The sequence below is a fragment of the Sodalis sp. RH14 genome (genome assembly GCF_047324285.1).
GTDB lineage: Bacteria > Pseudomonadota > Gammaproteobacteria > Enterobacterales > Enterobacteriaceae > Acerihabitans.
In genome coordinates, this window is record NZ_CP178739.1 from 3,904,645 (window position 1) to 3,931,431 (window position 26,787).

The 26,787-nt window shown below is 60.2% G+C and carries 26 protein-coding genes; 10 read left to right on the plus strand and 16 right to left on the minus strand.

The genetic code is table 11. The annotated features are described in order from the left end of the window. Window positions 1–57 precede the first annotated feature (57 nt). From ACL2XQ_RS17755 to ACL2XQ_RS17780, 6 genes are read right to left on the minus strand one after another with little or no spacing between them, the layout of a single operon-like run. The gene (locus ACL2XQ_RS17755) at window positions 58–870 is read right to left on the minus strand and encodes an SDR family oxidoreductase (protein WP_413727973.1); all 813 of its coding nucleotides are present in this window, start codon (window positions 868–870) and stop codon (window positions 58–60) included. An 11-nt stretch (window positions 871–881) separates the two neighbouring features. After that, window positions 882–2,114 carry an acyl-CoA dehydrogenase family protein gene (locus tag ACL2XQ_RS17760; protein ID WP_410014276.1) on the minus strand — a complete coding sequence of 411 codons (1,233 nt, stop codon included), beginning with the start codon at window positions 2,112–2,114 and terminating at the stop codon, window positions 882–884. A gap of 9 nt (window positions 2,115–2,123) precedes the next feature. Then, on the minus strand, window positions 2,124–3,476 hold the full coding sequence (locus tag ACL2XQ_RS17765; RefSeq protein ID WP_413739509.1) for an LLM class flavin-dependent oxidoreductase: 1,353 nt from the start codon (window positions 3,474–3,476) through the stop codon (window positions 2,124–2,126). Then, entirely contained in the window at window positions 3,473–4,828 is a 1,356-nt protein-coding gene (locus ACL2XQ_RS17770; protein ID WP_410014274.1) for an LLM class flavin-dependent oxidoreductase, read from the minus strand. Before ACL2XQ_RS17770 ends, ACL2XQ_RS17765 begins: the two co-directional genes overlap by 4 nt. 42 nt (window positions 4,829–4,870) lie before the next feature. After that, window positions 4,871–6,133 carry an acyl-CoA dehydrogenase family protein gene (locus tag ACL2XQ_RS17775; RefSeq protein ID WP_410014273.1) on the minus strand — a complete coding sequence of 421 codons (1,263 nt, stop codon included), beginning with the start codon at window positions 6,131–6,133 and terminating at the stop codon, window positions 4,871–4,873. Between the two features lie 49 nt (window positions 6,134–6,182). Continuing rightward, window positions 6,183–7,787: an ABC transporter substrate-binding protein gene (locus ACL2XQ_RS17780; protein ID WP_413727969.1), complete on the minus strand. Its 1,605-nt coding sequence runs from the start codon at window positions 7,785–7,787 to the stop codon at window positions 6,183–6,185. A 299-nt stretch (window positions 7,788–8,086) separates the two neighbouring features. Here ACL2XQ_RS17780 and ACL2XQ_RS17785 point away from each other — a divergent pair, with 299 nt between their 5' ends. The 7 genes from ACL2XQ_RS17785 to ACL2XQ_RS17815 all read left to right on the plus strand — a co-directional run bounded on the left by ACL2XQ_RS17785 (window position 8,087) and on the right by ACL2XQ_RS17815 (window position 16,037). After that, window positions 8,087–9,688 carry an ABC transporter substrate-binding protein gene (locus ACL2XQ_RS17785; protein WP_413739510.1) on the plus strand — a complete coding sequence of 534 codons (1,602 nt, stop codon included), beginning with the start codon at window positions 8,087–8,089 and terminating at the stop codon, window positions 9,686–9,688. 1 nt (window position 9,689) lies between these two features. Continuing rightward, the gene (locus ACL2XQ_RS17790) at window positions 9,690–10,475 is read left to right on the plus strand and encodes a class II aldolase/adducin family protein (protein ID WP_410014270.1); all 786 of its coding nucleotides are present in this window, start codon (window positions 9,690–9,692) and stop codon (window positions 10,473–10,475) included. Continuing rightward, a complete protein-coding gene (locus ACL2XQ_RS17795) occupies window positions 10,468–11,679 on the plus strand; it encodes an acyl-CoA dehydrogenase family protein (protein ID WP_413739511.1) in 1,212 nt (403 codons plus the stop codon). Before ACL2XQ_RS17790 ends, ACL2XQ_RS17795 begins: the two co-directional genes overlap by 8 nt. A gap of 8 nt (window positions 11,680–11,687) precedes the next feature. After that, complete coding sequence (locus ACL2XQ_RS17800) at window positions 11,688–12,833, plus strand: LLM class flavin-dependent oxidoreductase (protein WP_413723299.1); 1,146 nt, start codon at window positions 11,688–11,690, stop codon at window positions 12,831–12,833. A 27-nt stretch (window positions 12,834–12,860) separates the two neighbouring features. Next, complete coding sequence (locus ACL2XQ_RS17805) at window positions 12,861–14,444, plus strand: rhodanese-like domain-containing protein (protein ID WP_413739512.1); 1,584 nt, start codon at window positions 12,861–12,863, stop codon at window positions 14,442–14,444. A 228-nt stretch (window positions 14,445–14,672) separates the two neighbouring features. Beyond that, a complete protein-coding gene (locus tag ACL2XQ_RS17810; RefSeq protein WP_413727965.1) occupies window positions 14,673–15,095 on the plus strand; it encodes a DUF2000 domain-containing protein in 423 nt (140 codons plus the stop codon). A 117-nt stretch (window positions 15,096–15,212) separates the two neighbouring features. After that, on the plus strand, window positions 15,213–16,037 hold the full coding sequence (locus ACL2XQ_RS17815) for a helix-turn-helix domain-containing protein (RefSeq protein WP_413739513.1): 825 nt from the start codon (window positions 15,213–15,215) through the stop codon (window positions 16,035–16,037). 99 nt (window positions 16,038–16,136) lie between these two features. Here ACL2XQ_RS17815 and ACL2XQ_RS17820 read toward each other — a convergent pair whose 3' ends face one another. Further along, window positions 16,137–16,334, minus strand: coding sequence for a hypothetical protein (locus tag ACL2XQ_RS17820; protein ID WP_410014264.1), 198 nt, complete (start codon window positions 16,332–16,334; stop codon window positions 16,137–16,139). 48 nt (window positions 16,335–16,382) lie between these two features. Beyond that, entirely contained in the window at window positions 16,383–16,610 is a 228-nt protein-coding gene (locus ACL2XQ_RS17825) for a YgdI/YgdR family lipoprotein (RefSeq protein WP_413723304.1), read from the minus strand. 272 nt (window positions 16,611–16,882) lie between these two features. Between ACL2XQ_RS17825 and ACL2XQ_RS17830 the strand changes: the two genes are divergently transcribed. Further along, entirely contained in the window at window positions 16,883–17,770 is an 888-nt protein-coding gene (locus ACL2XQ_RS17830; RefSeq protein WP_413739514.1) for a class I SAM-dependent methyltransferase, read from the plus strand. Between the two features lie 61 nt (window positions 17,771–17,831). Here the strand turns inward: ACL2XQ_RS17830 and pagP are convergent, their stop codons facing one another. After that, window positions 17,832–18,413, minus strand: a complete 582-nt coding sequence (gene pagP, locus ACL2XQ_RS17835; protein WP_413739515.1) for a lipid IV(A) palmitoyltransferase PagP — start codon at window positions 18,411–18,413, stop codon at window positions 17,832–17,834. A 431-nt stretch (window positions 18,414–18,844) separates the two neighbouring features. Between pagP and ACL2XQ_RS17840 the strand changes: the two genes are divergently transcribed. Further along, on the plus strand, window positions 18,845–19,483 hold the full coding sequence (locus ACL2XQ_RS17840) for a nitroreductase family protein (protein WP_410014261.1): 639 nt from the start codon (window positions 18,845–18,847) through the stop codon (window positions 19,481–19,483). A gap of 109 nt (window positions 19,484–19,592) precedes the next feature. Here the strand turns inward: ACL2XQ_RS17840 and ACL2XQ_RS17845 are convergent, their stop codons facing one another. From ACL2XQ_RS17845 to ACL2XQ_RS17870, 6 genes are all read right to left on the minus strand, one after another. Next, a complete protein-coding gene (locus ACL2XQ_RS17845; protein ID WP_413732288.1) occupies window positions 19,593–20,375 on the minus strand; it encodes an anti-sigma factor family protein in 783 nt (260 codons plus the stop codon). Then, window positions 20,372–20,893 carry a sigma-70 family RNA polymerase sigma factor gene (locus ACL2XQ_RS17850; protein ID WP_413739516.1) on the minus strand — a complete coding sequence of 174 codons (522 nt, stop codon included), beginning with the start codon at window positions 20,891–20,893 and terminating at the stop codon, window positions 20,372–20,374. The genes ACL2XQ_RS17845 and ACL2XQ_RS17850 overlap by 4 nt, the downstream gene beginning before the upstream one ends. A 25-nt stretch (window positions 20,894–20,918) precedes the next feature. Beyond that, entirely contained in the window at window positions 20,919–22,367 is a 1,449-nt protein-coding gene (locus ACL2XQ_RS17855) for a YncE family protein (RefSeq protein ID WP_413723308.1), read from the minus strand. 31 nt (window positions 22,368–22,398) lie between these two features. Next, a complete protein-coding gene (locus ACL2XQ_RS17860) occupies window positions 22,399–22,839 on the minus strand; it encodes a DUF305 domain-containing protein (protein ID WP_413723309.1) in 441 nt (146 codons plus the stop codon). Between the two features lie 602 nt (window positions 22,840–23,441). Beyond that, on the minus strand, window positions 23,442–23,765 hold the full coding sequence (locus ACL2XQ_RS17865) for a DUF202 domain-containing protein (protein WP_413729751.1): 324 nt from the start codon (window positions 23,763–23,765) through the stop codon (window positions 23,442–23,444). Continuing rightward, window positions 23,762–24,163, minus strand: coding sequence for a YidH family protein (locus ACL2XQ_RS17870; RefSeq protein WP_410014255.1), 402 nt, complete (start codon window positions 24,161–24,163; stop codon window positions 23,762–23,764). Before ACL2XQ_RS17870 ends, ACL2XQ_RS17865 begins: the two co-directional genes overlap by 4 nt. Before the next feature lie 282 nt (window positions 24,164–24,445). Between ACL2XQ_RS17870 and ACL2XQ_RS17875 the strand changes: the two genes are divergently transcribed. Next, window positions 24,446–24,973, plus strand: a complete 528-nt coding sequence (locus ACL2XQ_RS17875; protein WP_410014254.1) for a hypothetical protein — start codon at window positions 24,446–24,448, stop codon at window positions 24,971–24,973. Between the two features lie 88 nt (window positions 24,974–25,061). On the opposite strand, the gene ACL2XQ_RS17880 is transcribed toward ACL2XQ_RS17875, so the two are convergent. After that, window positions 25,062–26,345: an MFS transporter gene (locus ACL2XQ_RS17880; protein WP_410014253.1), complete on the minus strand. Its 1,284-nt coding sequence runs from the start codon at window positions 26,343–26,345 to the stop codon at window positions 25,062–25,064. Window positions 26,346–26,787 lie beyond the last annotated feature (442 nt).

Here is a 26,787-nt window from a genome sequence, read left to right on the forward strand (position 1 = left end):
TACCCGGCACGCGCATGGCGCCAGGGGCGGGCGCCTGCCCCGCTGGCCGGCGTGTACCTAAAAAACGGGGTGCTGCCCGCCGTCCACCGAGATAAATGCCCCGACCACATAACTGGCGCGTTCGCTGGCCAGGAACAACACCACGTCGGCAACTTCCTCGGGACGGCCGAAACGGCGCAGCGGCAGTCCGCCGCTGAGCCGGCTTAGCGCCTCTCCGGACGTTATCCCCAAGCGCCGGGCTTCATGATCGACGGTCTGATCAATGCGATCGGTTAAGGTATAGCCCGGATTGACGGCATTAAGCCGGATGCCGTAACGCGCGTAATACTGTCCGAGTCCCAGGGTGGACAACAGCAGCGCCGCATTGGCCGCCCCGCCCGCCACATGCGACGGATGCGGCACCCGCGCGCCGGTGCCGATAATATTGACCACGGCGCCTACCTGGCGCGCCGGCGCGCCGGCGCCCGCGGCCTGCGCCACCCAGCGTTTGAGTACCGCGTCCTGGGCGTGGATATAGGTATAATATTTGGCGTCCATGGCGGCATGCCAGGCGGCGCTGTCGAGGGATTCCGGCGGGTTGCGGCGCGCGGCGCCCGCGCTGTTCACCAGGATATCAATCGGCCCCAACTGCCGGGCCAGCTGTTCGACGGCGGCCTCCGCCTCATCGCTGTGGCTAAGATCGGCACGCGCCACGGCAATCTCCGGCCCGTCATCCGCCAGCGCCAGCCGCGCCTGCGCCAGATTGCGCGTATCCCGCGATACGATGCCCACCCGCGCGCCCTCGCGCAAAAAAGCCCGGGCGACGGCCAGGCCGATGCCTTTGCTGCCGCCGGTGACCAGCACCACTTTCCCCGCTAATCCGAGTTCCATAACCCCGCTCCTTAAATTTTTGTATTGATCGGCGGCAGTATGCCGTTTAAATAAAAATCCCCCACCGCCCGCGCCTTATACGCCACGGGATCGTGGGTGGTATGGGTACGCGCGTTGCGCCAGTGTCGGTCAAGGTTAAGCGCCGTCGAGGTCGCCGAGGCGCCGCCAAGACGGTAGATCATTTCGCTCACCCTGACGGCGGCCTCGGAAGTGGCGTATTTCGCCTCCGCCACCGCAATCGACGCCTCCCCCAGCAGGCGATCGCTCGCCTCGCTGCCGGCCCATTGTGCCGCCAGGGCGTGGTCCAGCGCTTGCGCCCCGCGCTCAAGCAGGGTTTCCGCACCGTGCGCGATAATGGCCATTTCACCGACGGTATGCAGCACATACGGATCGGCGGTGGCGCCGCTGACGCCGCTTTCGCGTAGCGCGCGCGCCTGGTTACGCCCGTAAGCGCAGGCGTCCTCCAGGGCCGCCCGGGCGATGCCGGCGTCGATGGCGGCATGGATCAGCTGCGCGAATCCCCCTTCATGGGTGCGGCGCTGGCCATAGGCGGGAATGCGTAAGATCTCCCCCTCGGCGATAAGCACATTGTCAAACACCGTGGTGCCGCTGGCGGTGGTGCGCTGTCCCATGCCGTCCCAGTCGTCGCTGACGGTCACGCCGGGGCGATCCACCGGGACGAACACCGCCGCCCGGCCCCCCTCCTCATGCACCGCCGTGACCAGAATAAGGCTGGAGAACAGACTGCCGGTGCTGTAATACTTGCGCCCGCGCAGGCGCCACTCCCCATTTTCCCGCGTCAGCCGGGTGGCCACGTCGCCGATAAAGGCGCCGTCACGTTCGGCGGCGGCGTTGCCCATCATTGCCCCCCGCAGCACCCGATCGAAGTAGTGCCGCTGCTGCGCGGCGCTGCCATATAACCGCAGTTTTTCCAGATTGGCGAATTGCGGCGCGATCGCCTGGGCGATATTGGGATCGCCCGCCGCCAGCAGGCATATCACGCGGGAAAAAGTCGTCAAGTCAGCTTCCAGGCCGCCGTATTCCCGCGGTACCCGCATCGACAGCAGCCCGCTTTGCCGCAGCGCGCGGATTTCCTCGTGGGGCAAGGCCCGCTGGCTATCGCGCCGCGCCGCGCCGGCGGCGAAACGCAGCCTGAATTGCTCCGCCGCCGCGATAAGCCCGGACATATCGTCTTCTCGCCCGCCTGGGCGCAAGGCGTGTTGCTGGTCATGGTCTGTCGGCATACCTGTTCCTTAATAATGATCGCGCGCCGCATAGCGGCTGGCCGGGCGCGCCAGACCCATAATCTCCCGGGTGCTCGCGCCCTGATAGCGCCGGCGATATACCCCGCGCCGCTGCAGCTCGGGCACCACCAGGTCGACAAAATCCGCCAGGCCTCCGGGCAGCCAGCCCGGCATGATATTAAACCCGTCCGCGCCGCCCTCCTGGAACCAGGCGGTCATCATATCGGCGATATCCGCCGCGGTGCCGGTAAGCACCGGATGGCCCCGGGCGATGGCCACCTGCAAATATAAATCACGGATGGTGAGGTTATCGCGCCGGGCGATATGCCGGAGCAGCGCGATCCTGCTGTTGGCGCCCTCCCCGCCGGCCGCCGGCAGGTCGGGCAACGGCCCGTCCAGGGGATAACCGGACAGGTCGATGCCGCCCAGATGGTGCTCAAGCTGCGCCAGGCCAACCTCGGGGTGGATAAGCGATTGCAGATAATCGAATTTTTCCTGCGCCTCGCCCCGGGTGCGGCCCACCACCGGAAACAATCCCGGCAAAATACGCAGCGCGCGCGCCGATCGCCCCGCCGCCCGCGCCTGGCTCTTTAACTGGCCATAAAACGATTGCGCGTCCGCCAGGGTGGTCTGCGCGGTATAGATAACCTCGCCCACACTGGCGCCGAGCGCCATGCCGGCCACCGATGAACCGGCCTGCACCAGCAGGGGGTGGCCCTGCGGCGGCCGGGCGATGTTCAGGGGACCGCGCACGCTGAAAAATTCGCCCCGGTGGTCCAGGGCATGCAGTCCTTCCGGCCGGAAATAGACGCCCGCGTCCCGCTCGGCCACGATGGCATCATCATCCCAGCTGTCCCACAGGCCGCGCACCACGTCGACAAACTCCCCGGCGCGGCGGTAGCGCTCCCCGGCGGGCGGGATGGACCCGGCGCCGAAATTTTCCGCCTCCGCATCGCTTGAGGAGGTGACGATATTCCATCCCGCCCGGCCGCCGCTCAGGAAATCGAGCGAGGCGAATTTGCGGGCGATATGGAAAGGCTCGTTAAAGGTGGTCGACGCCGTGGCGATAAGCCCGATATGCCGTGACGTCTGGCTCAGGGCCGACAGCAGCGTTATGGGTTCAAAATGCGCCTTTGGCCCCCGCCCAAGGCGTTCGGCCGAACGGTCGCGGATGGCCAGGCCGTCAGCGAGGAAGAACAGGTCGAACAGACCGCGTTCGGCGATCTCCGCCACCTGCCGGTAGTGGGCGAAATCCATCGGCCCCAGGGGATTAACCTGTTGGTGGCGCCAGCTGGCCAGATGCCGGCCGGTCATCTCGACAAACACGCCGAGGTTCATTTCATGCCGCGCCGCGCCGCTCATGCTGGCGCTCCCGTCGCCCGGCCGGCATAACGGTTGGCCGGCCGCGCCAGCCCCAGATGGTCGCGCAGGGTAGCGCCGGTATACTCGTGGCGAAACAAGCCGCGCCGGCGCAGTTCCGGCACCACCTGGTCGATAAATTCCAGCAGGCCGCCGGGCAGCCAGGGCGCCATGATATTAAAGCCGTCCGCCCCGCCGCCGGTAAACCGTTCCTCCAACTGGTCGGCAATTTGCGCCGCCGTGCCGAAAATCGCCCAATGGCCGCGCGTGCCGGTGACATGCCAGTAGAGCTGGCGGATGGTCAGATTTTCACGCCGGGCGAACGCCGCCAGCAGCCCCTGCCGGCTCTGGTTTCCCTGCGTCGGCGGCAGTTCCGGCAGCGGCCCGTCGATGGGGTAGGACGACAGATCGACGCCGCCCAGGTGGCGGGCCAGGACCGGCCAGCCGATTTCCGGGTCGACCCATGACTGCAATTGCTCGAATTTTTCCCGGGCATGAGACTCGGACTCGCCGATAATAGGGAATACGCCCGGCATGATTTGCAACTGATCGGGATGGCGCCCGTAAGCCGCCATCTTCTGTTTAACGCTGCGGTAAAACGTCCGCGCATCCTCAAGCGTTCGCTGGGCGGTAAAAATCACCTCGGCCCGGCGCGCGGCCAGGTCCTGCCCGTCGTGCGACGACCCCGCCTGCACCAGCACCGGCTGCCCCTGGACCGGGCGCGAGATATTCAGCGGGCCCCGCACCTTAAAAAACCGCCCCTGGTGATCCAGCACATGCAGTTTGCGCGGGTCGAAAAAATGCCCCGTCGCTTTATCATTGAGCAGCGCGTCGTCTTCCCAGCTGTCCCATAATCCCTGCACCACGTCCACGAACTCCTGGGCGCGCTGGTAGCGCAGGCCGTGCTCCATAACCTCGTCACGATTAAAATTCAGCGCCTCGCCCAGCGTCCAGGAGGTCACCACGTTCCAGCCCGCCCGTCCCCCGCTGATATGATCGAGCGAAGCGAACTTGCGCGCGACATTGAACGGCTCGTTATAGCTGGTGGAGGCGGTGGCCACCAGCCCGATTTTTTCGGTTACCATCGCCAGGGCGGACAGCAGGGTGAGCGGTTCATAGTTCACCGTGCGCGTCGTTCGGCCGATATATTCGTCCTCCTCGTACTGGAAAGTCATCTGATCGCCTAAGAAAATCATATCAAACTTGGCCGCTTCGGCCCGGCGGGCCAGCAGTTTGAAATGCTCCAGGTTCATGCCGGCGTTAACCGGGGCGTCGGGATGCCGCCAGGCGCCGATGTGATGGCCGACATCCTGTAAAAACGCGCCCAGGCGCAGCTGTTTTTTCTGTTGTGTCAAGGTTAGCGCTCCGCTTGTTTACCCTGCTTCCACCCGCCCCCATCAGTCATACATGGTGATGGGGGGCGGCGTCTGGTTAAGGTAATAATTGCCGACCACGCGATAGCGGTGATTGATCGGGTCGTGGGTAGTATGGGTGCGTGCGTTGCGCCAGTGGCGGTCAAAGTTGTTCTCACGCAGCGTCGCGGAAGAGCCGCCGACCTCGTAAATCAGCTCCGCCGCCCTGAGGGCGGCGCCGTTGCAGACGATTTTCGCCTCGGCCGTGGCGATGGAGCCGTCTATCAGCTTCTGCTCCAGTTCATCCCCGGTCTCGCCGCCGTGCCAGGCGGACGCCGCGGTGTCCACCAGCGCGGCGGCGCGCAGCAGGGCCGCCTCGGCGCCATGCGCGTGGGCGATGATATTGCCGATGGTATGCTGGACAAACCAATCGTCGACGGAGCGCTGTACCCCGGAATCGGCGCGCGGCCGCGCGCCGCGATGCGCCCAGGCCACGGCGTCGTCCAGAACCGCCAGAGCGATGCCCACCTCAATGGTGGAATGCAGCATTTGCGTGGCCGCCGGCTGGTAGTTGCGCTTTTTGCCCTCGTCGCTGGTGTAGAACATCACCTCCTCGTCCGCCACCGCGACATCCAGGAATTCGGTGGTGCCGCTGGCGGTTAACCGTTGCCCCATGCCGTCCCAATCGTCGTGCTGCACAATGCCCGGCCGGGCGCGGGGCACAAACGCCGAAACTGTGTCGCCGCGATCATCCTTAGCGGTAACCCGCAGTCGATCCGCCATCAGGCCCCCGGTGCTGTAGAATTTTTTACCGCGCAAACGCAGCCCCTGCGGCGTTTGCACCAGCCGGGTGGTCATCTCCGCCACGAACTGCCCGCCGCGTTCGCCGGTCGCGCCGCTGATTAAATCGCCGTGCAGCAACCCGTGGAAATAACGCGCCTGCTGGGCGGCGGTGCCCGTCAGGCGAATACGCTCCACCGAGGTGAAATGCGGGATCAGCACCTGGGCCACGTTGGGATCGCCCTTCGCCAGCAGGATGACGATGCGCGCCAGTTCCGCATAAGACAGTTCGGGCCCGCCATAGGCCCCGGGCACCCGCGCCGCGCCGATACCCGCCCGCAGCACCCAGTCCAGTTCCGCATGGGGCAGAATACGTTCCTTGTCCCGTCTCGAGGCGTCGGCCGCCAGCCTGGCGCCGAGTTCCGCCGCCCGGGTTATCACATCGCCGGCGCGGGTATCAATCCCGGCGACCGCTTCGGCAAATCGGCCGGCCGGCCCGGCGTCGATGGTGGAAGAAGATAAAGACATAAAGACCCTCGCTTGGGACCGTTAAGTGGTGGCATCAACGCCGTCGCCATCAGGGCTGTTCGGCGATCCAGGCGTCGCGAAAACCGGAGTGCGCGCCCGCCGGGGAAAAATCCAGTCCGTGCAATTTACGGTTGTATACCGTGAAAAAAGGCGCTTCCATTACCGGAAGCAACGGTAAATCAGTCAGGGTTTGCCGTTGAAACTGACCAATAATGGCGATGCGCCGTTGTGGATCGACCTCATTTTGATAGGCGGCTATCAGCCGGTCCGTTTCCGGGCTGGAGTACGCGAACGCATTGGCGTAGGGCACCCCCGGGGATTGTGCTTTGGAGTCAAACACCCGCGTCAACCCCATTTGCGGGTCGAGCATCACGCCGAAGCCCTGGAAAATAATATCGAAGTCATAGTCCGAATAGACTTTTTTCAGGAACGTGGCGTTATCCAGCGGTGAGAACGCGAGATCGATACCGATCTTGCTGAATTCCTGGCGCAAAAACTCTCCCGCCAGCAGGAACTGGCCGGAGCTGGGATCGGTATACAGACGCAGGGTGAAACGCTTGCCGCCGGCTTTCACCGGATAACCCGCCTCGTCCAGTAATTTACCCGCTTTCGCCACGTCGTAATCATAACGGGGAATATCGTCCGTATAGAACCGGGTCAGGGATGCGGGCACCACGCTGTATTCCGGCTTGCTTTGCCCATACCAGACGGTATCGATTAACCGCTGGCGATCGATGATATGGGCGATAGCCTGCCGCACTTTCACATTGGATAAAACAGCCGATCGCAGGTTAAAGCCTATAAAATAGGTCTGCGCGGCATAGGCATAGCCGCGGGATTCAAATTTGAGCTCGGGATTTTTTTTCAGGCGCGCTATATCGGAAAAGGGTACGCCGGCATAGGGAATATAGGATACTTCCCCCGATTCCAGCGCGCCGCTGCGAGCGGCCGCGTCCGGGATAAACCGGTAAATGACCCGATCCAGATAAGGTTTGCCCTTATCCCAATAATCGGGATTTTTCTCCAATACCACATATTGCCCCCGTTTCCATTCTTTAAAGCGAAAAGGACCGGTGCCGATGGGCCGCGCATTTTCAGGGTTCTTGCGAATATCGCTGCCGTCGAAAATATGTTTCGGCACCACTTGCGATTCCGCGCCGTCCAGCGCGCTTAATATTACCTGCGAGGGTGAGCTGAGGCGGAATATGGCCGTATAGTTGTCCGGGGTCTCCACATCTTTTAATGCCGAGAAGGTCGATCGCCCGCGCGAATGCACTTTTTTCCAGACTTCCAGCGCCGAGTATTTTACATCCGCCGCGGTAAAGGGCTGCCCGTCGTGCCATTTAACGCCCTGGCGCAGGTGAAAAGTGATGCTCAATCCGTCCGGCGCCACTTCCCAGGAAGTCGCCAGGCGGGGCTGGGGCTGAAACCTGTCGTCGTAATACACCAGGCCGTCAAATATATTGGCTGAAATCACGCGATTGGCATATTGGTTGTTATAGGTCGCCGTCAGCGTGACCGGCTCGGGATAAATAGCGGCAATCAGGGTTCCTCCCCTGACGGGCGCCGGTTCCACCGCCCCGGCCGCGCCCAGAAAACTGGATGCCAGCAGGAGCGCTCCCACGGATAAGGCGGACAGGCATGATCTTAACATCTGTTTAAACCTTTTATTATAAATAATGGTTCCGGATCTGTGCAGGCGATGTTTTTCAACAGCGGAGAAAGTCTATCCCGGCGAAGATAACTTAATTAAATATCAATAATTGCTGTTTATAGACAACTTTGTGCTATCGAATTTATTACTGAGCTGGTTCTAAGTTAATTCAAAAAAAGCATTGGCTAAAAGCAGCCTTAATTTATATTTTAGGGTGTTTCCAAATTGTTAATGAAAGAAAGTTTTTTTATTACCACATGCCGGACCAGATAATTACCGAGGATGTAAGGTCATCATTTATGCCTATTTTTCAGCTGCCTTTGCCAAAAATCATTTTTGCCGCTATCGGCATCAGTTTTACCCTGACCGTCTGGCCCGCCCTGGCCGCCGGCGGTAATCTGGTCGCCCTGGTGCAACCCGAGCCCGTTGCGCTGAACACCGCCTTTAATACTAATTTTCCTAACGGCGTGGTTTCCAATAATATCTATGAAGGCCTGGTGTCCTATAACCAGGAGATGCAGCCGCAGCCCAGCCTGGCGACCTCCTGGGAAGTGGCGCCGGACGGATTGAGCATCACTTTTCACCTGCGCCAGGGCGTTAAATGGCACGACGGGCAGCCCTTTACCGCGGCGGATGTAAAATACTCGGCGCTGGAATTATGGAAAAAAGTCCATCCGCGCGGACGCACCACGTTTGCCGCGCTCAAGGACGTGGAAACGCCGGATGACCATACCGCGGTGTTTCGCCTCGAACATCCCTCTCTGGTGATCTTAAGTTCGCTGAACGCCAACGAGGCGCAGATTTTACCGGCGCATCTGTTTGCCGGCACCGACGTGCGCACCAGCCCTTATAATGCCAAACCGGTGGGCACCGGCCCCTTCAGGTTTGTGCAATGGCAGCGGGGACAATATATTGCGCTGGAACGCAACCCCGACTATTGGGACAGCGGCAAGCCCAAGGTCGATAAGGTTATCTTTAGCATTATCCCCGACGCGGGATCGCGCGCCGCCGCGTTGGAAACCGGCGACGTGCTGTATGCTCCCTATGATTCGGTGCCCCTTTCCGATGTAAAGCGCCTTAGCCAGAACCCGCAGTTGGTGGTGACCAAGCAGGGCTACGATTCGTCGGCGGCCTATACGTTTTTGGAATTCAACCTGCGCAACCCCATTTTGGCCAACCTGAAGGTGCGCCAGGCCATCGACCGGGCAATCGATAAACAGGCGCTGGTGGACGTGGTCTGGTACGGACTGGGTAAACCCGCCACCGGTCCCGTTCCCTCGTCGCTGAAGCGTTTTTATACCACCGACGGCGTGCCGCAGTATGCCTTCGATCCCGCCGCCGCCGAGAAGCTGCTGGACGAAGCGGGCTACCCGCGCAAGGCCGGCGGCGTACGTTTCCGCCTCGCCATCGACTATTTCCCGGTCAACGACGGTTTCAAGAATCAGGCGGAATTTATCCGCCAGAGCCTGAGCAAGATAGGCATTGAGCTGACGGTACGTAACCAGGACCTGGCGACGTTTATCAAGCGCATCTACAGCGATTACGATTTTGATATCGAGACCGGCCGCTGGGTGCCCATGATGGACCCGCAGATCGGCGGCCTGCGCCACTACTGGAGCAAAAATATCGCCCAAGGCACGCCCTGGTCCAATGCCTCGAATTACACCAATCCCAACATGGACCGGATTATCGAGCGGCTGCAGGTGGAAATAGACCCCGGCAAGCGCGCGGGCGAATTCCATGAATTCCAGCGTCTGGCCCAGACCGACCTGCCGGTTATTCCCCTGGTGGAACAGCAGAATTTCACCGTCTACAGCACCCGGCTTCACGGCGTGAGCACCGCGTCGGACGGCGCCTTATCGTCGCTGAAAGATGTCTCTTTGCAACCTGAAGGAAAATAATATGAGTTTGTTCTCCGCCAACGATCCCGGCGCGACGGCCCGGCACGAGGCGCGGTTGGATCTCGCCGCCGCGCACCGTCTCGCGGTCTGGCACGATTTCAGTGAAGGCATTTATAATCATTTCACCCTGGCGGTGCCGGGCAGCGACGATCGCTTCCTGCTGCCGCCTTTCGGCCTGCATTGGTCGGAAGTGCGGGCCAGCGAGCTGATGACCATCGGTTTTGACGGCACGCAGCTGGACGGGGAAGGCATCATCCAGCGTTCCGCTTACTGTATACATGCGCCGATCCATGCCGCCCATGCCAAACACCAGGCGGTGTTCCATACCCATATGCCCTATGCCGGCGCGCTGACCCGGCTGGAAAGCCAGCATCTGCTGGCGCTCGGCCAGACCGAGGCGCTGCTGCTCGACCAAATCGCCTACGACGAGGGTTACGACGGCCTGGCCCGCGATCCGCGGGAAGGCGAACGGCTGGCGGCGATCCTGGGCGAAAAGACCATTCTGTTTATGGGCAATCACGGCGTACTGGTGACCGGGCGCTCCACCGCCGAAGCCTACGATCGGCTGTATACCCTGGAGCGCGCGGCGCGGGTGCAGCTGTTTGCCCTGTGGACCGGCCAGCGACTGCGGGGATTGAGCGCGGAGCAGGTGGATAAGGTACAGGACCAGATTCATAACACCCCACTGCACGATGCGCCGGGCGCGCAGTACAAACCCGGCTATCAGCTGCATTTCGACGCGCTGCGGCGTCTGCTTGACCGGCGCGAGCCCGACTATCGTGACTGACCTGGCCTCAGGGGATGATGCCCCGCTAACTTTTTCCCGGCTACTGGCGGCGGCCGGGCAATTCAGCGCCCAGTTCAGCGCCGGCGCCGCCCGCCGCGACCAGGAGCGGCTGTTGCCCAAGGCGGAAATCGCCGCGCTGGCCTCCTCGGGCCTGCTGGCGGCACGGGTCGCGCGCGCATACGGCGGCGGCGAGGTCAGCCTGACCCAATGGGTGCGCCTGATGCTGCCCCTGGCCAAAGGCGATCCGAATATCGCCCAGGCCATCCAGCCCCACGCCTGCGGCATCGAAAAGCTGCGCATTTACGGCACCCCGGCGCAGCAGCGGCGCTACCTCGGCGCCATCGGCGACGGCGCCCTGATCACCAATGCCTCCGCCGAACGCCATACCGGCGCGGTCGGACAAATCGCCACGCGCCTGGTCCGGGAAGGCGCCGGCTGGCGTTTGGACGGCACCAAGCACTATGCCACCGGCAGCCTGTTCGCCCACTATTTTTATGTCCTGGCCAATGATGACCAGGGCGGCCGGGCGCTGGCGCTGCTGCCGGCGGACAGGGCCGGCGTCCATATCCAGGATGACTGGAACGGCATGGGGCAGCGGACCACCGCCAGCGGCAGCGTGACTTTTACGCATGTCGTGCTGGCCGACGACGAAATCCTGCCGCTGCCGGAATGGAAAACCCGCCGCACGTATGAAGGCGCCTTTGCCCAACTGCTGCACGCGGTAATCGATACCGGCATCGCGCTGGCCGCGCTGGAGGATGCCGCCGATTACGGCCGCAACCGCGCCCGGCCCGTCAGCGACGCCGGGGTTGACCGGGCCGGCGATGACCCGTATGTCCAGCAGGCGGTGGGAGAAATGTCGGTGCTGGCTCATGGCGCCGAAGCCATGGTTGGGCGCGCCGCCGGCGTGCTTGAGCAGGCCATGGCGTTATTCTGGCGCGGCGCGGACGCCGAACGCGCCCTGGGCGAGGCCTCGGTCGCCGTCGCCGAAGCCAAGGTGGCGGCCGAACAGGCAGCCCTGCGCGTGAGCGAAATGCTCTACCGCGTCGGCGGCGCCGGCGCGACGATACAGCCGCTGAACCTGGACCGGCACTGGCGCAATGCGCGCACGCATACCACCCATGATCCCATCGCCTACAAAACCAAGTTCATCGGCGATTTCGTGCTAAACGACCGTTTGCCCCCGATCGGCACTAAAATTTGAGGTTACCTATGCATTATCCCGTTTTGCCGCCGCTCCCGCCGGACAGCCCCCTGGGCATAGCCATGAAACAGCCGCTGATGCTCGGGCTGTTTTTACCCATCCATAACGGCGGCTGGACCATGTCGTCCTATCCCCGGGGCACCGACTGGACCTTCGATTACAATGCCGCGCTAACGCGCCAGGCCGAGGCGCTGGGATTTGAACTGGTGTTCGGACCGGCGCACTGGTTGCCAAAGGGCGGGTTCGGCGGAGAAATCCGCTATCGCGAAACGGCGCTCGACACCCTGATGACCGCGGCGGGCCTGGCGGCCATTACCGAACGCATCCTGCTGATTTCCACGGTGCATATTTTTTATGGCCCCTGGCATCCCCTGCATTTGGCCAAGTTCGGCGCGACGCTTGATCATATGTCGGGGGGCCGCTGGGGCCTGAACGTCGTCACCGGTTTCCGTAAAGACGAATGGGCCATGTTCGGCCAGGAGCAGCCTGGCCACGACCAGCGCTATACCCTTGCCGACGAATATGTTTCGCTGCTGCAGCAGCTTTGGGCCGGCACGGAAAACCTGGATTACCACAGCGACCGGTGGCGGTTGAACCAGGCGTTTGTCACGCCCAAACCCCGTTATGGCCGGCCCGTGATAGTCAGCGCCACCAGTTCGGCCGCCGGCATCGCCCATGCGGTACGTCAGGCTGACCTGATTTTCGTGACCAGCCCCGCCGGCGCGTCGTTCGAGGCGGCCATCGATGCGCTGCCGGATATTACCCGCCAGGTCAGGACGGCGGCACAGGCAATCAACCGCGACGTGCGGATCCTGGTCAATCCGATGATTATCGCGCGCGATACCGAAGCCGAAGCGCAGGCGGTATATCAGGCGATCATCGCCCAGGCCGACCATGGCGCGGTGGACGGATTTTTCCATACCCACGCTACCGGCGATAGCCGGTCCTGGCGCGGCCACCAGCGGGATGAGCGTATTGTCGGCGGCAATATCCAACTGGTGGGCACGCCGGAGCAGATCACCGAACAAATCCTCCGGCTCAAGGCTATCGGCTGCGACGGACTGCAACTGTGTTTTGTCGACTATCAACCCGAGCTGGCTTATTTCGGCCAACGGATCCTGCCGCTGCTAAAACAGGCGGGCCTGCGTTATTAACGCATTATTTCTTCATACAGGCATTTTATGACACGACAACATGACGCCGGGCGGCCCGTTACGCTGGCCGCCCTGCTGGACTGGCTCGACGACGGCGAAGAGCTGGCGTTTATCGATATCCGCGAAGAAGGCCCCTATGGCGAGGGCCATCCGCTGCTGGCGGTTAACGTTCCCTACAGTCTGCTCGAAACCGCCCTGCCCCCGCTGGTGCCCCGCGCCGGCACGCGTTTGGTGCTGCTGGGCGACGACGAGGATGTGACGGCGCGGGCCATAACGCGCTTATCCGCCCTGGGATATGACCGGCTTTATTTTCTGGCCGGTGGGGTACAGGCCTGGGAGCGCGGCGGTTACCCGTTATTCAAGGGCGTCAACGTGCCCTATAAAGCCTTTGCCGAGTTTGTCGAACACCTGCTGCATACGCCGGATATCGCCCCGGACGAACTGGCGCGCCTGATCGAACGCCAGGAGGATTACGTCCTGCTGGACAGCCGCACGGTAGAGGAATACGACCGCTTCCATGTGCCCAGCGCCATCGCCGTACCCAGCGCCGAACTGCTCTATCGCTTCGAGGACCTGGTGCCTTCGCCCGAGACGCTGGTGGTGATCTCCTGCGCGGGCCGCACGCGCGGCATCATCGGCGCGCAGACCCTGATTAATGCCGGCGTGCCTAATAAAGTGGTGGCGTTGTCCGGCGGCACCCAGGGCTGGCGGCTGGCCGATCTGGCGACGGTACGGGACGATGCCCGCTACTTCCCGCCGCTGAGCAAACGGGCGCAGCAATCATCCCGCGCACGGGCGGACGCGCTGGCACAACGCTACGGTGTAAACGTTATCGACGCGGCCACGCTCGGGCAATGGCAATCGGACCCGGAGCGCACCACCTATCTGTTCGATGTCCGTAATCATGACGAATATCAGCGCGGCCACCGGGCCGGCGCCCGCTGGGCGCCGGGCGGACAGCTGGTACAGTCGCTGGACAAATGGGCGGGCACGCGCAATGCGCGCATCGTGCTTAATGATAATGATGGGGTGCGCGCCACTACCACCGCCCATTGGCTGCTGCAGCTCGGCTGGGACGCGGTGGTGCTGCCCGGGTTCGATGGGGCGAACACCGCATCTCACCCCACGGCGCCCTTGCCCTTGGCGTTGCCGCCCGTCCCGGTTATCGACGCGGCGGCGGCCAGGCAACGGCTGGACGCCGGCGCCCTGGGCCTGAGCGCCGATCGCAGTTGGGAATACCGCCGGGCGCATCCCGCCGGTACGCGCTGGGTAAACCGATCGCGGATCGCGGCCGACTTGCCGCCGGCCGGCGAGATCCTGGTGTTTGCCGGGCAAGGACCGCTGGCCGAGGGCGTGGTGCGCGATTTAATCGATGCCGGATTCGATGCCAAACGCGTGTCCGGAAAGCCGCAGGATTGGCAGGCCGCCGGCTTAACGGTGCAAAGCAGCCCGCAGGATCCCCCTGCCGGCCAACAGATTGATTATTTGTTCTGGCTGCACGATCGCCATGAGGGCAATGCCGCCGCCAGCGCCGCCTACCTGGCCTGGGAGGCCGATCTGCCGCGTCAGGTGGCCGACCCCTTAGCGGCGCATTTTGCCATCCGCCGCTGAGGGACCGGCCTGTCGCGCCGCACGCCGGCGCGACAGGCATTTTACCCGCACAGCTGCCGATTAACGGCGCCGGACCCCACGGCTTATTTCCGCCGTCGCGCAGGCCTTTCAGCGCGTGGCCACGCGGTTCCTCCCCCCAAGCGCTTCTCTCCCTGCAATAGCGTTCAAGACGGCGGCGACGGGCCGCCGCATTATAGAGCGGTATTTTTATTTCATGGAGTCCCAGGCATGTCCGAAGCAACCAAAATACCCGAACGCTGCGTTATCGTGGTCGATAGCGAACTGCCCGTGGGCAGGGCGGCAAACGCCGCCGCCGTCATCGCCCTTACCGTTGGCCAGCGCCATCCGGCGCTGGTCGGCTTGCCCCTGGTCGACGCCAGCGGGTGCGAACATCCCGGCCTTATCCCCATCGGCATTACCGTTCTGGCGGCCGATCGCGCCACGCTGTCCGCCCTGAGAGCCAAAGGCGCCGGGTCGGGTTGCGACATTATTGATTTTCCCGTCCAGGGCCAGCAGACCACCGACTACGCCGCTTTTCGCGAGGCGGTAGCCCGCGTGGCCACCGAAGAACTACAGTATGTTGGCCTTGCCCTGGTCGGCGAGCGTAAGCCCATAAGCAAAATCGTGGCCAAACTCGGGCTGCTAAAATAGCCGCAGGCATAAACGCCGGGGCGGCGCGGACCCTGCGTGCCGGCGTTGCCTGGGTTCTTCAAAGTGATGTACCCTAACAGAGGAGTGTTTGCGCCCCTTGCCCCAGAGGATGTCCCCATGCCGTTCAACCCTTCCGACGTCAATGTCTGGCGGTCGCCCGACCTGAAGGCCGAGCTGCTGCGCGGCACATTTGTTGATTTTTCCTATGATGTGCATACCCATGATACGGCCTGTTTCGCCCTGCTCACTGAAGGTAATATCCGCATCCGCACGCGGGGCAATGAATTTATCGCCCGGCGCGGCGATCTGTATGCCATTGACGCGGACGAACCCCATGCGGGCTGGCCCATCACCGCGCAGGGGTGGAGCCTGCGTACCCTGTATGTGGATATCGCTTATCTGCATCAGCTGGTTGACGAGCGCGGCGCCAGGCATGCCTTGACGATTTCCGGCCCCATTATCAGGGATCCCCAGATTAACGCTATTTTGTATGCGCTACACCGCAGCTCGGAGACCCAGGGATCGCTGTTATTTCGCGATCAGGCTTATCTGGCGTTTTCCGACACGCTGATGAAGCGTTACGTTAAAGACGCCGCCAAATCGCCGGGCGGCGGGCCGGAGCTTGGCGCGGTGCGGCGGGCGCGGGCGTTTTTGGATGAACATTTGGGGGATCGCGTCAGCCTGATGGATATCGCCGCCCAAACCGGCATACCGCCGTTTCGCCTGCTGCGCGCGTTTGAGCGCGAATACGGCATGACGCCCCACGCCTACCAGCGCCAGGCCCGGGTGCGCTATGCCATGCATCTTATCCGCGACAGATGCCCCCTCAGCCAGGCGGGTATTTTATCCGGTTTTGCCGACCAGGCCCATTTTACCCGCTGGTTTCGGCGCTTTATGGGGGTAACGCCCGGTCAATATCAAAAGGCCCTGCACGGCGTTTAGCGGTGAGAATGGCCTGGCTGTCAAAAGGACCGCGCGCTTGCCGATGACATCTTTCGCCGGCCGGGCATGAAATACCGCTTTCACCATCGGATCGTTCGCTTAAATAAGTCTGGGCGAGTGATCTTTAATACCAAAGCGATCGGGTAAATGATCGTGAAAATTGATGGTTGCTTTATTTAATGGTATTTCTGGAATTAACTCATTACCGGCCCTTATGGCTGGATTTGCCAGGCTGATTTCCTGGCGGATTAAAACGGCGTTAGCGCCAGCAGGATAACATTCTGCTATTGCGGCCATAAAAAAACCCCAGCAGGGTGGGGTTTCGTCTTAGCGCGATGTTATGCGTCAGTGTTGGATTTCCATCATTTCCTTAACGTCACTGCGATTGATCTGCTGCTTGGTTCCATTAGCATCTTTGTAGCTTATCATACCGGTCTGGTCATCTACCTTCGGTTTGCCTTCACTGACAATGGTGCGTCCGTCGTTGGTATGCATGGCATAATTATTATCGGCGCAACCCGCCAGCAGGATGCTGAACATACATGCGGATAAAACATATAAGCTTTTTTTCATAACGAACTCCTTTTGTTAGGCCTACTAAAGGTTTAGCACAGACAAACCAAGCCGCAAGTCGGAACGCATCTTTCGTCCTGTTTATACCCTGCCCCGGCGCGGCCGGCACCACGGTCGAATCCGTGCCTACGCGCCGCGGGGCGCGGCCTGCGCGTCTTTTATGATGTCGCTCACGTTATGTTATCTGGAACATTGTCCTTTTTTACAGCGCTACTATGCTTTCTGATTTCTGAGGGCGCCAATGCCTTTTTATCTACCGGCGGATCCGGCCTATGTCGAAAAAAAAGCTTTTTTTCTCTTCCACCGCTGAAATGACCTGTCTGTTTCGGGCCAAATCTTTCGGCGAAACACGTCAACACTTTAAAGGCGACGATTTTATTGCGGTAATGATCTGTTATGCATTGAACTCATTTTTATCGCTGATGCATAAATCTTTTTTACTTAACGACGAGATGTTCAATACCTCGGTACCGCCCGGCGCTTATGAATATATTTTAGGCCGGACAAACTTCCTGGATAACATTTTCATGACCCTGCCCGCGGACTGTAAACAGGTCTTTATTCTTGGCGCCGGTTTTGATTCCAGGTGCTGCCGCTTCCAGCAACAACTCAGGCACTGTCAGGTGTATGAAGTCGATCATCCTGATATGCAGCAACAGAAACGCGCTATTTTCAAAAAAATAGATATTGATTTTCCGGCCAACGTTCATTTTATCGCCATTGATTTTTCCCGGCAACGCATAAACGAAATATTGACACAGCGTGCAATTCCACGCGGCGAAAAATGTTTTTTTGTGCTGGAAGGGCTGACCTATTATCTGGAAGCGGAACAGGTCGAGGCTATTTTTACCGCCATTAGCCGGCACGGCGGTCCGGGGAGCCAGGTATTTTTTGATTATGTGGATACCGCAGCGATTGCCGGAGAAAATAGCCAATATGGTTTGCAAGAATGCGTGACGGCAGTCAGGAAACTCGGTGAAGCCTGGACGTTCGGTATAGAGGCTGATAAAGCCGCCCAATTCCTGGCGCCGTTTCATTTTGACATCATCGAACAATTGACGTCGCGTGAAATGGAGGAACAATATTTTACCGATGAACACCATAACCGGCTGGCAAAGACCATGAGTTCGCTGACGCTGGTACGCGCCCAACGGGTGTGAACGCGTCTATCGCCCCGGCTCCTCCTCCCTCACCCGGCGGGGTGGTCAAAGACGCCGTCGGTTAAAAACGCCAGCGCAGCCAGGCAAAAACGACATTGCCGTTATTGCGCGTACCAGGAATATAGGTGCCCTGGAAGGTAATAGTGTGATAGCTGACCGACGCCAGCGGCAATAGGGCCGGGATGGGATAATAACGCCAATTATGCCGGGCCGTGACCCCAAGCGTGAAGCCCGCTCCCAGCCTGAAATCGTTATCGGCAAGGGGCCGCCATTGCGATTCCCAGGCATAACCGGCGAAAGGTTCCCAGCGGTTAAAGGAGTCCTTAAAAGCCATGGCATAGAGTGCGTGCCAATTATCCCGTTCGTCCAGTCGTGAAATGCCGTATCCCAAACCCCAGGGACGCTCATTATAACGCCGGATATGCTCGTCATCATAAAAATAGCGATTATGCCAGGTTATTACCGGCACATAAATATCCTGGTCGGGTGAGGCGTTCCATGTTTTAGCGATATTGGCGGTAAAATTCCGCCATAAACCCTTATTCTTATCCAGCGTAGGATCATGACAGACATTTACTGCCAGCGCCTCAGGTATTATACCCAAAGCCAGTAGGGGAATTGCCGCCCATTTAAATAACCACATCAGGTTACTGCTCCCTGAAAGCAATACACCACATCATCATTTATCATCATTACCGCACACTATTACACGTAGGACTTATACCGGTTGCCGGGAGGATCCGGTGTTATACATTTCGGAATCGCAGGTTATGCCACACTTTGTGTAAATCAAATATAAACAAAAATAAAAAATGCGGATGGCCATGCGGACGTTATTACCCGGCGTGGACTGCCGGTAGGGATGAACCCGATAACAACCTGCGCCTCTTGCGCAATGCCATTGCGGTAACATCTGAATGTTCGGCACGCGGCATGGTTTTGCCGGGGCGGTGATGCTGCTATTATTTAGCCAGCTCGCCTTTTGCCGCTAACCCCGGGGTTGCCGGGGCCGACACTACGCCGCAAGCCCGGGCGCAATCCCGGCATGCACATTCACACCTGAAGGAAACCAAGATGACCACCGTTAATGAAAGATTGGCATGGCGCTATGCCACCAAGAAGTACGATGCGACGAAAAGCGTGCCCGCCGAAAAGCTTGAACGTATCATTGAAGCTGTGCGGCTGGCGCCTACCTCAAGCGGGCTGCAACCCTTTGAGCTGTTCGTGGTCAGCAACGCGGATATCCGCGCAAAGATTCGCACCGTGGCTTGGGATCAGGCGCAGATTACCGACTGTTCGCACCTGCTGGTTTTCGCCGCCTGGGACGACATCACGCCCGATCGCGTTAATATGATGTTCGACCTTACCAACGACGTGCGGGGTTTTAAAAACGAAGGTTGGGAAAATTATCGCCAGATGTTGCTGGGTATCGTCGCCGGTCGGGGCACGGAGGCTAACTATCAGGCGGCCGCGCGGCAAGCTTATATCGGCCTGGGCGCGGCCTTGATTGCCGCGGCGTTCGAAGAGGTTGACGCCACGCCGATGGAAGGATTCGATCCGGCGGCGGTCGATGACATCCTCGGTTTGCCGGCGAAGAACCTGCGTAGCGTGGTTATGCTGCCCCTCGGTTACCGGGCGGCCGAAGGTGACTGGCTGGTGAACCTGAAAAAAGTCCGGCGCAGCCGCGATAGCTTCGTCACTGAAATAAAATGAACCGGACATTATTGGTTTCAGCGGCGAGGTGATCGCCACTGCTGCTCATGGCCGGCGGCGATAAGCGACGGTCAGGCAGAATCCTGGCATTAGTCAGGCACGGCCGCCCTTAGAGCCTATGGGCGGCGGTATAGGCGGCGATGGCATTTTGCACCGGCTGTGCGCGGCGGCTGTTTACCGGACTGACCACGGCGTAGCTGTATTTATTGTCGCTCCAGTACTGCGCCAGCAGGTTGCCGGCCTCGCGTTTGCCGCTCTTCAGGCCGTTGCTCCCCGATGGCCGGATATAATAGGTCACCCGCACCCCCTGGCTATCCTGATAAACGATTAACGCCGACGGACCGGTATCCGTCGCCATCAGGCGCCCCCCGACCAGGGTGAAGCCATATTCCTCCAGGTTGGGCGGCATGGCGCCATTGATAAAATAGCGGCTGACCCAATTGTCCATGTCACCGCGGTTATCGGCCACCACGTCCAGCACCGGCAGTTTATCCTGGCTGAACAGCTGGTAGGCATGTACCGCGTCCTCCATCGGCAAGGCATGGCGCTGCATCTCCAGGTCCCGGAACTGCCAGCCGGCAATACCGCCCACACCCAGGGAAAAAAGCAGCGTAAAGGCCAGCGCCAAGCGCGTCTGTCGCCGGGACTGGATGCGGCGGCGGATTGCCTGCGCCTGCACAAGACGGGTCTGGAGGTCCGGCGCCTGCGTCAGGGATTCGTCATGGGTCAAGGCGACCCGCAGCCGCTGGGTTTCAGTTTGCCAGCCGGCGACCATTTTCGCCGCCTCGGGATGCCGGGAGAGGTAGTGCTGGACCCACCGGCGCTGCGGCTCATCGAGCTGGTTGTCCACATAGGCGTGTAAATCGTTTTCAGTGGGCGTCCGGGTCATCATTTTAATCTCCTTAACGACGGATTAACGGGCGCGGCGGTGCCTTCCGCCAAATCGTGCAATTGCCTGCGCGCGCGCGACAGCCGCGACATCACGGTACCCAGGGGGATGTCCAGGGCCTCGGCCACTTCCTTATAACGCAAACCCTCGACGGCGACGAGCAGCAGGATGGCCCGCTGATCGGAGGGAAGCGAGGCGAACCCCGCCAGCACGCCATCCGTCAGCGCCAGATCCTCCGGCGAGGCGGCGTATTCCTCCTCGCTCTTGAACAGCGATAACAGCCGTAAATAGCGTTTTTTGCGGCGCTCCCCGTCGATAAACTGCCGGTACAGAATGGAGAACAACCATACCCGCAGGTTGTCCTCATGTTGCAGGGCCGCGTAGGCGGTTAACGCTTTTTCCAGGCCGGACTGGACCAAATCGTCAGCCCCGGCGGGATTGCGCGTCAGCCACAGGGCAAAGCGCCGCAGCTGCGGCAGCACTTCCTTTATCTGGCGATCGGTAAGCCCGGACATGGTCATCAGCTTCCTTTTATGACATGGCGCGTTACAACGCCTGGATTTGCACCGGCGCGCCATAGTTTTCGGCGGTCCCTTTCACCACCACCAGATAGCGGCGTTCCGCCTTGCGGTCCTGGCGGACGACCTGGCGAATCGGTCCGATGGCGTTAACAATCGCCGCGCCCGCGGGATTGGTCATAAACGCGCTTAACGGCTGTACCCCGCCGCTGCCGTCGGGGCGCGTGGCCAATGCCAGCAGATAAGCCTGTTTGGGCTCCAAACCGGTCACCGCCGCCTGCAACACCTGCGTCAGGCCCTGGTCAAACAGCGATACCGTGGTCGGGGCCGGCCCCCCCGCCGCGCCGACGCGCCGCAGCGCCAGGTGCGTGGCCTTCCCGGCCACGCCCAGGGTTTGTAAACCGGCCTTGCCGTCCCCCTCCGGCACCGCGTTGGGCACATAAGCCAATGCCTGCGGCGCCTGGCCGATGGGAATGGTGGCGGTGACTTTATTGCTTAACGTATCAATAACCGCCAGCGCATCGTCATTTTCCAGGCCGACATAAACCCGGCTGCCGTCGGCGGACGGCCAGACGCCATGGGGTAAATTGCCTACGGCGATGGTGGCCGCCTGGGTGAAATCATCGGTGCGGAACACTTTTACCTGGTTAAGTCCGCCAACGCTAATATACGCGAAGGTGCCTTTGGCATTATGCGCGATATTGACATGATTGGTAATAGGTCCGGTATCCAGCGTTTTCAGCAGCTGAAAAGGCGGCTGCGCGGCAAACACCTGGGTTTTCCCCGAGTCCTTAAGGGTAAACCATACCTGTTTGCCGTCGGGCGTGGCCGCAATATTCGGGCAGAACGGGCTGGCCTGTTTCACCCGCCCGACAATGGCGTGATCGGCTACGGAAACCACCACTGTTTCAGGATTAAAGGATGAACAGATATAGCCGTATTTGCCGTCCGGCGAAAAAATCTGCATGCCCGGCCCGGCCGGCACCTTGATACGCAGCTTTTCCTCATAACTGGCGGCATCCAGTACGGCAATATAATCTTCGCCGCGCACCGTAACCCACACCTCCCGGCCGTCGGGGGTAAAAAACGCCTCATGGGGCGCCCGCCCCAGATAGGTGGTGTGTTTCACCTGGTTGGTGGCGGTAGCGATAAAGGTCACGGAATTGGTGCCGATGGCGACCACCGCCAGGGTTTTACCGTCCGGAGAGAAGCCCAGCCCGTGCACCAGCACCTGGCCGCGATACAGCGGGCTGAGGTTGCCCGGCTGCGGATCGCCCAGGCGAATGACCCCCAGCAGGGTATTGTCCGCCGGGTCGGTGACCGAAAGGGTATTGGAAAACTGTTCGGCGGCGTAGACCCGGTCGTGATGGCTGACGGGGATATCGGCGCTTGCGGCGGCGCGCGGCGCCTGCCCTGCCCAGCCGGACAGCGGTGCGGTAAGCAGGGTCAGCGATAGGGCCATAAAGGATGATTTCATGATGGTTGTCCTTTCAGTGGGAACTATAACGTTAATGTCCGGCGCGCGCGCTGCCTGCCGGGATGAGATCGGGCGCCGGCGCGCTTGCCGGCAACGGGTCCCCCAGCGCCTGGCGCATGGCGGTGATTTCCTCCTGTTGGGTTATGATAATTTCCTGCGCCATGCGGCGCAGCCGCTCGTTACGGCCATAACGCAGCTCCGCCTGCGCCATGGCGATAGCGCCCTGGTGATGGGGCGTCATCATGGCGACAAAATCGCGATCGACATCGCCGCTGGGCGTCAGCGTCATGGCGGTCATCATTTGCGTCATCGCGGCATCATTCTCGCGCAGGAAAGGCGCTTCAGTGGCCGCCCCAGCCGTATCGGCGTCCGCCGCCGCGGCATGACTATCACCATGGGCATGGGCGGCGGTCATTAGCAGGGCCGCAAGTATGCCGGCGGCGGACCACCGGCAGCGTGGGGTGAAAGGCATCTTATCTCCGTCAAAGCGGTGCATAGGTACGGATAAGACGCGCGCGGATACGGATTATTCCCGGATGCGATTTTTTTTTTGCCGCCCGGCGGAATGACGGCGGCTACGCGCAAGCTTGCCCGCGGGCCGGCCATTAACCCCATTTTGCTTATTACATAAGCAAAGTGGTTGTTCAGTCACACTCGTTTCCTCCTGTTAAGGCCACAATGATGACAGGTGAAAGGGAGGTGACTTATGCAAACCAACGACATTACTTTTCTCGCAGCGCTCGCCGTGATTATTATTGGTTTTGTTTCGTTTATGTATGCATGATCGGAGAGGATGACTGGACGATAGAGACAGAGAAGCGCACCGACAACCTTTGCTGTACTCCCTCTTGCGAGGAGGTAAGTGGCCGATGCGCTTTTCTGAGGAAAAAAGCCCCGTCACCGGGGCCGTCAAAAAATGACGTTATCCTTTCCGGCGCTTATCTCCGGCGCTCATGACCCGGGGCCAAGGCGTTAGCTCTGTAAAGGATGATGTGTATATTAAGATTATTCTTAAGACCCTGCAGTGATAAACATCACAGTTCCATAGCATTGCTGGTTATTATGGTTTTTTCCTCAGCCCAGCGCCGACAGCACGGTCATGACACTGACCGACAGCACGGTCAGCATGGTCAGCGCCATCATCCAGCGGCCTTGCCAGGCCGAACGCGTCAGACGGCCATATCCCCACAGCCACATCATGCCCGCCAGGATTAACAATAGCGTTCCGCCGGCCAGCAATAGCCGGTTGCCGCCCGTCGCCGCCGCGCGCAGCAGCAGCAAGGCGTTAACGGCGGCGACGAAAGCGGTGCGCGACCAGGCCAGGCAGGTACGCTCAGGCTGCAGGCCGGGGTCCGGCGGCGGTGCGCCGCCGGCGCCGGGCAAGAGAGGTCCGCTCATGGCATCAGGATTAGCACGGTCAACGCCAGGGCCACGGCCGCCACAAACAGCGCCATCATCAGCAGCAGAGGGGTCTGCGGCAGGGAAGCGCCGGTGCGCATGGCCAGCTCGCTGGCCGCCCAGCGACGGTACGCCATGATGCCAAGGCTTGCCGCCATGACGGACAGCAGCACCGCCAGGGCCGCGCGCACCTCATGCGTTCCCAGGCCCAGCGCGAACTGATCGATGCCCACCGCGCCCGCCAGAAAAGCCAGCGCCGTGCGAATCCATGCCAGGAAGGTGCGCTCGTTGGCCAGCGAAAAACGGTAGTCAGGCGGTTTACCCTGCTGCCACCAGCGGCCGCCGCCCTGGGAAGGGAGGGTTTGCGAAGGCGCTTGCTTATCGGTTTGATTGTCCATAACGGCCTGTTAACGGCGCGCGGCGCCGACGGTAAAAAAGTGGTGGAATCTCCCGGGAACAAGATAGCCCAAACCGGCCGGAACCTGAAGCGACACTTTATCCGCGCATGGGTTTTTCCCCGGCGTTTTGCCGGTCAATAAGACATTCACCGCCGCCGTCCTTGCGCAAACGGCGTCATTAGGCCGTTATTTAAGTCATGTGTTCCATTATCATCATTTTCATCTTTCCCTTTTTCCGCGGGATTTCCACAGTGTTCCCCCATGACAGGAGTACCATCGGTAATGAATAATGCTTATTTAAACACACGCTATACCCGTTACGATCATTCGCCGGCGTTTTATCAGGGGAATATCGACCGCTCGTCAATCAACGCACGCTACAACTTCGCCCCCCCCTCCATTCCTTATGGTCCTTATGGACGCACGTCCATCAACTCCACCACGTTTCCCCTTCCTGAAACGGTGAGCAACACGCCGCTGGCCCTCTCTTCCCCCGCGCCCGTGAAGAACGGCATCGCCGGGGCCACGCAGACCGGCACCGGCGTGAGCGCGGGCAAAGCGTCCGCCGCCCGGATCGTGCCGGCCGGCAATCCGACGAAAACCTATCCGCGCTATAAAGCGCCGGTCAATACCAGAAATGCGTCCATGTCCGGCCCGGCGTCATTCACTGAGTATGGCCGCGGCCCCGTACGCGGGGCGGTTGCTCCCCTCTCCCCGCATGACGAACCGCCGCCGCCCTACGCAAAAAAACCGCCGCGGGATAATGCCCTGTCAGGCTGCCTGCCCTGGAGACGAAGTGATAAAAAATAGCAACGTCCCGGCCGGACTGCGGCGCGGGACGTCATCTTTCGCTACAGGGACGTAGGTCCGTCCCGGCATAGTGATTGTCGTTATACCGCTAGACCACAGGCGTTGGCTGCAGCGCCGTTTTATCGGGACGCCCTTTTACCACGGTCCAGACGATAATCATCGCCGTAATTTCGAATATCGACAGCATCAGGAACAGCGGCGAGAAGCCGATAATGCCCACCAGCGCGCCGACCACCAGGGTAAACAAGGTCGAACCGCCCCAGCCTATCATGCCGGTCAGGCCGTTGGCGGTGGCGACTTCATTGCGGCCGAAGAGATCCGAGGACAGCGTAATCAGCGCGCCGGAAAGCGTCTGATGGGCAAAACCGCCGAAGCACAGCATGGCGATGGCGAAATACGGGCTGTGATATAAACCGATAAGCCCGGGGCCAATCATGCACAGCGCGCCGACGGTCACCACCAGCTTGCGCGACACGATAAGCGTAACGCCGAAATGTTTCTGGAAAAAGCCCGGCATATAGCCGCCGAGGATACAGCCCACATCGGCAAACAGCAGCGGCATCCAGGCAAACATGGCGATATGCTTTAAATCAAAGCCATAGACTTTCCATAAAAATAACGGTACCCAGGCATTAATCGTACCCCAGGCCGGCTCGGCTAAAAAGCGCGGAATAGCGATACCCCAGAATTGGCTATCCTTGAGTAATTGGCTTACCGGTACTTTTTGTGTATTGCTGCTGTGATGGCGGGATTCCTGTCCAGCATAAATATATTCCCGTTCTTCAGAGGAGATATTTTTATGTTTATCCGGGGTATTATATAATTTGTACCAACCCACCGCCCAGATTAAACTCACCCCGCCGGTTAACAAAAACGCGAAGTTCCAGCTGTGCACCATAATCGCCCAGGCCACCAGCGGCGGCGCCAGTACGCCGCCGACGGCGGCGCCGGCGTTGAACCAGCCCACGGCGACAGGACGTTCCCTGGCCGGAAACCATTCGGACGAGGCTTTAAGGCCCGCCGGGATCACCGCGGCTTCCGCCATGCCCAGCGCGCCGCGCAGGATACCCAGCGCCACCCAGCTGCCGGCGAAGGCGTGGGCCATATTCAGCACCGCCCAGGCAATGGCGAACAGCAGATAGCCCAACTTGGTGCCCAGCAGGTCCAGGATGTAGCCCGCCACGGGTTGCGTCAGGGTGTAGCAACCTTTGAATATGGCGTCGATATAGGAATATTGCTGCACGGTAAAATGCATCTCTTGCATGATGGTCGGCGCCGCCACTGCCAGCGAATTGCGCGCCAGATAGTTAAGCACGGTGGCCAGCATCACCATTCCGATCATATACCAACGTAAGTTTTTTATTATCCTCATCTTTTACCATCCCAGAGAAATGAAGTGAATATTGAGAGCGCAACTTTGATGATCACAAAAAGAAACAAAAATTCATTTAAATTGAAATACCGTTTCTATTTGACGCGGAGTATATTATCGCCTTTTAGCATTTGGCGTGATTAACCTCACAGAAACTTGAGATTAGGTTTTTTTTCAGCACTTTTTTTTAGTTTTAAAAAAATATTTTACCGGGATATGGATAAATTTTATTAGCGAATTTCCGGTGGGAAAACAAGGCTAAATAATGAAAGGGCCGATAAATGATAGCTGCATTACATTATTCCGCCATGATTTAGCGGATGTTGCTTTATTGATTAACAGCACCATTACAAATCCGTCATTATCCGGTAATGACATGGACTGAACGGTTATTTATGGCGCCGACGCGGCATGGCGGGGCGCCGTTTCCCCCCGGTCAGCA

Bases quoted from the DNA above. Each gene is read 5' to 3' on its own strand.
- ACL2XQ_RS17810 (WP_413727965.1), top strand. From the start codon at position 14,673: ATGTCCGAAGCAACCAAAATACCCGAACGCTGCGTTATCGTGGTCGAT.
- ACL2XQ_RS17830 (WP_413739514.1), top strand. From the start codon at position 16,883: ATGTCGAAAAAAAAGCTTTTTTTCTCTTCCACCGCTGAAATGACCTGT.
- ACL2XQ_RS17850 (WP_413739516.1), bottom strand. From the start codon at position 20,893: ATGACCATGTCCGGGCTTACCGATCGCCAGATAAAGGAAGTGCTGCCG.
- ACL2XQ_RS17760 (WP_410014276.1), bottom strand. From the start codon at position 2,114: ATGCCGACAGACCATGACCAGCAACACGCCTTGCGCCCAGGCGGGCGA.
- ACL2XQ_RS17880 (WP_410014253.1), bottom strand. From the start codon at position 26,345: ATGAGGATAATAAAAAACTTACGTTGGTATATGATCGGAATGGTGATG.
- ACL2XQ_RS17820 (WP_410014264.1), bottom strand. From the start codon at position 16,334: ATGGCCGCAATAGCAGAATGTTATCCTGCTGGCGCTAACGCCGTTTTA.
- ACL2XQ_RS17825 (WP_413723304.1), bottom strand. From the start codon at position 16,610: ATGAAAAAAAGCTTATATGTTTTATCCGCATGTATGTTCAGCATCCTG.
- ACL2XQ_RS17845 (WP_413732288.1), bottom strand. From the start codon at position 20,375: ATGATGACCCGGACGCCCACTGAAAACGATTTACACGCCTATGTGGAC.
- ACL2XQ_RS17875 (WP_410014254.1), top strand. From the start codon at position 24,446: ATGAATAATGCTTATTTAAACACACGCTATACCCGTTACGATCATTCG.
- ACL2XQ_RS17790 (WP_410014270.1), top strand. From the start codon at position 9,690: ATGAGTTTGTTCTCCGCCAACGATCCCGGCGCGACGGCCCGGCACGAG.
- ACL2XQ_RS17870 (WP_410014255.1), bottom strand. From the start codon at position 24,163: ATGGACAATCAAACCGATAAGCAAGCGCCTTCGCAAACCCTCCCTTCC.
- ACL2XQ_RS17800 (WP_413723299.1), top strand. From the start codon at position 11,688: ATGCATTATCCCGTTTTGCCGCCGCTCCCGCCGGACAGCCCCCTGGGC.
- ACL2XQ_RS17855 (WP_413723308.1), bottom strand. From the start codon at position 22,367: ATGAAATCATCCTTTATGGCCCTATCGCTGACCCTGCTTACCGCACCG.
- ACL2XQ_RS17865 (WP_413729751.1), bottom strand. From the start codon at position 23,765: ATGAGCGGACCTCTCTTGCCCGGCGCCGGCGGCGCACCGCCGCCGGAC.
- pagP (WP_413739515.1), bottom strand. From the start codon at position 18,413: ATGTGGTTATTTAAATGGGCGGCAATTCCCCTACTGGCTTTGGGTATA.
- ACL2XQ_RS17840 (WP_410014261.1), top strand. From the start codon at position 18,845: ATGACCACCGTTAATGAAAGATTGGCATGGCGCTATGCCACCAAGAAG.
- ACL2XQ_RS17755 (WP_413727973.1), bottom strand. From the start codon at position 870: ATGGAACTCGGATTAGCGGGGAAAGTGGTGCTGGTCACCGGCGGCAGC.
- ACL2XQ_RS17775 (WP_410014273.1), bottom strand. From the start codon at position 6,133: ATGTCTTTATCTTCTTCCACCATCGACGCCGGGCCGGCCGGCCGATTT.
- ACL2XQ_RS17815 (WP_413739513.1), top strand. From the start codon at position 15,213: ATGCCGTTCAACCCTTCCGACGTCAATGTCTGGCGGTCGCCCGACCTG.
- ACL2XQ_RS17805 (WP_413739512.1), top strand. From the start codon at position 12,861: ATGACACGACAACATGACGCCGGGCGGCCCGTTACGCTGGCCGCCCTG.
- ACL2XQ_RS17860 (WP_413723309.1), bottom strand. From the start codon at position 22,839: ATGCCTTTCACCCCACGCTGCCGGTGGTCCGCCGCCGGCATACTTGCG.
- ACL2XQ_RS17780 (WP_413727969.1), bottom strand. From the start codon at position 7,787: ATGTTAAGATCATGCCTGTCCGCCTTATCCGTGGGAGCGCTCCTGCTG.
- ACL2XQ_RS17785 (WP_413739510.1), top strand. From the start codon at position 8,087: ATGCCTATTTTTCAGCTGCCTTTGCCAAAAATCATTTTTGCCGCTATC.
- ACL2XQ_RS17765 (WP_413739509.1), bottom strand. From the start codon at position 3,476: ATGAGCGGCGCGGCGCGGCATGAAATGAACCTCGGCGTGTTTGTCGAG.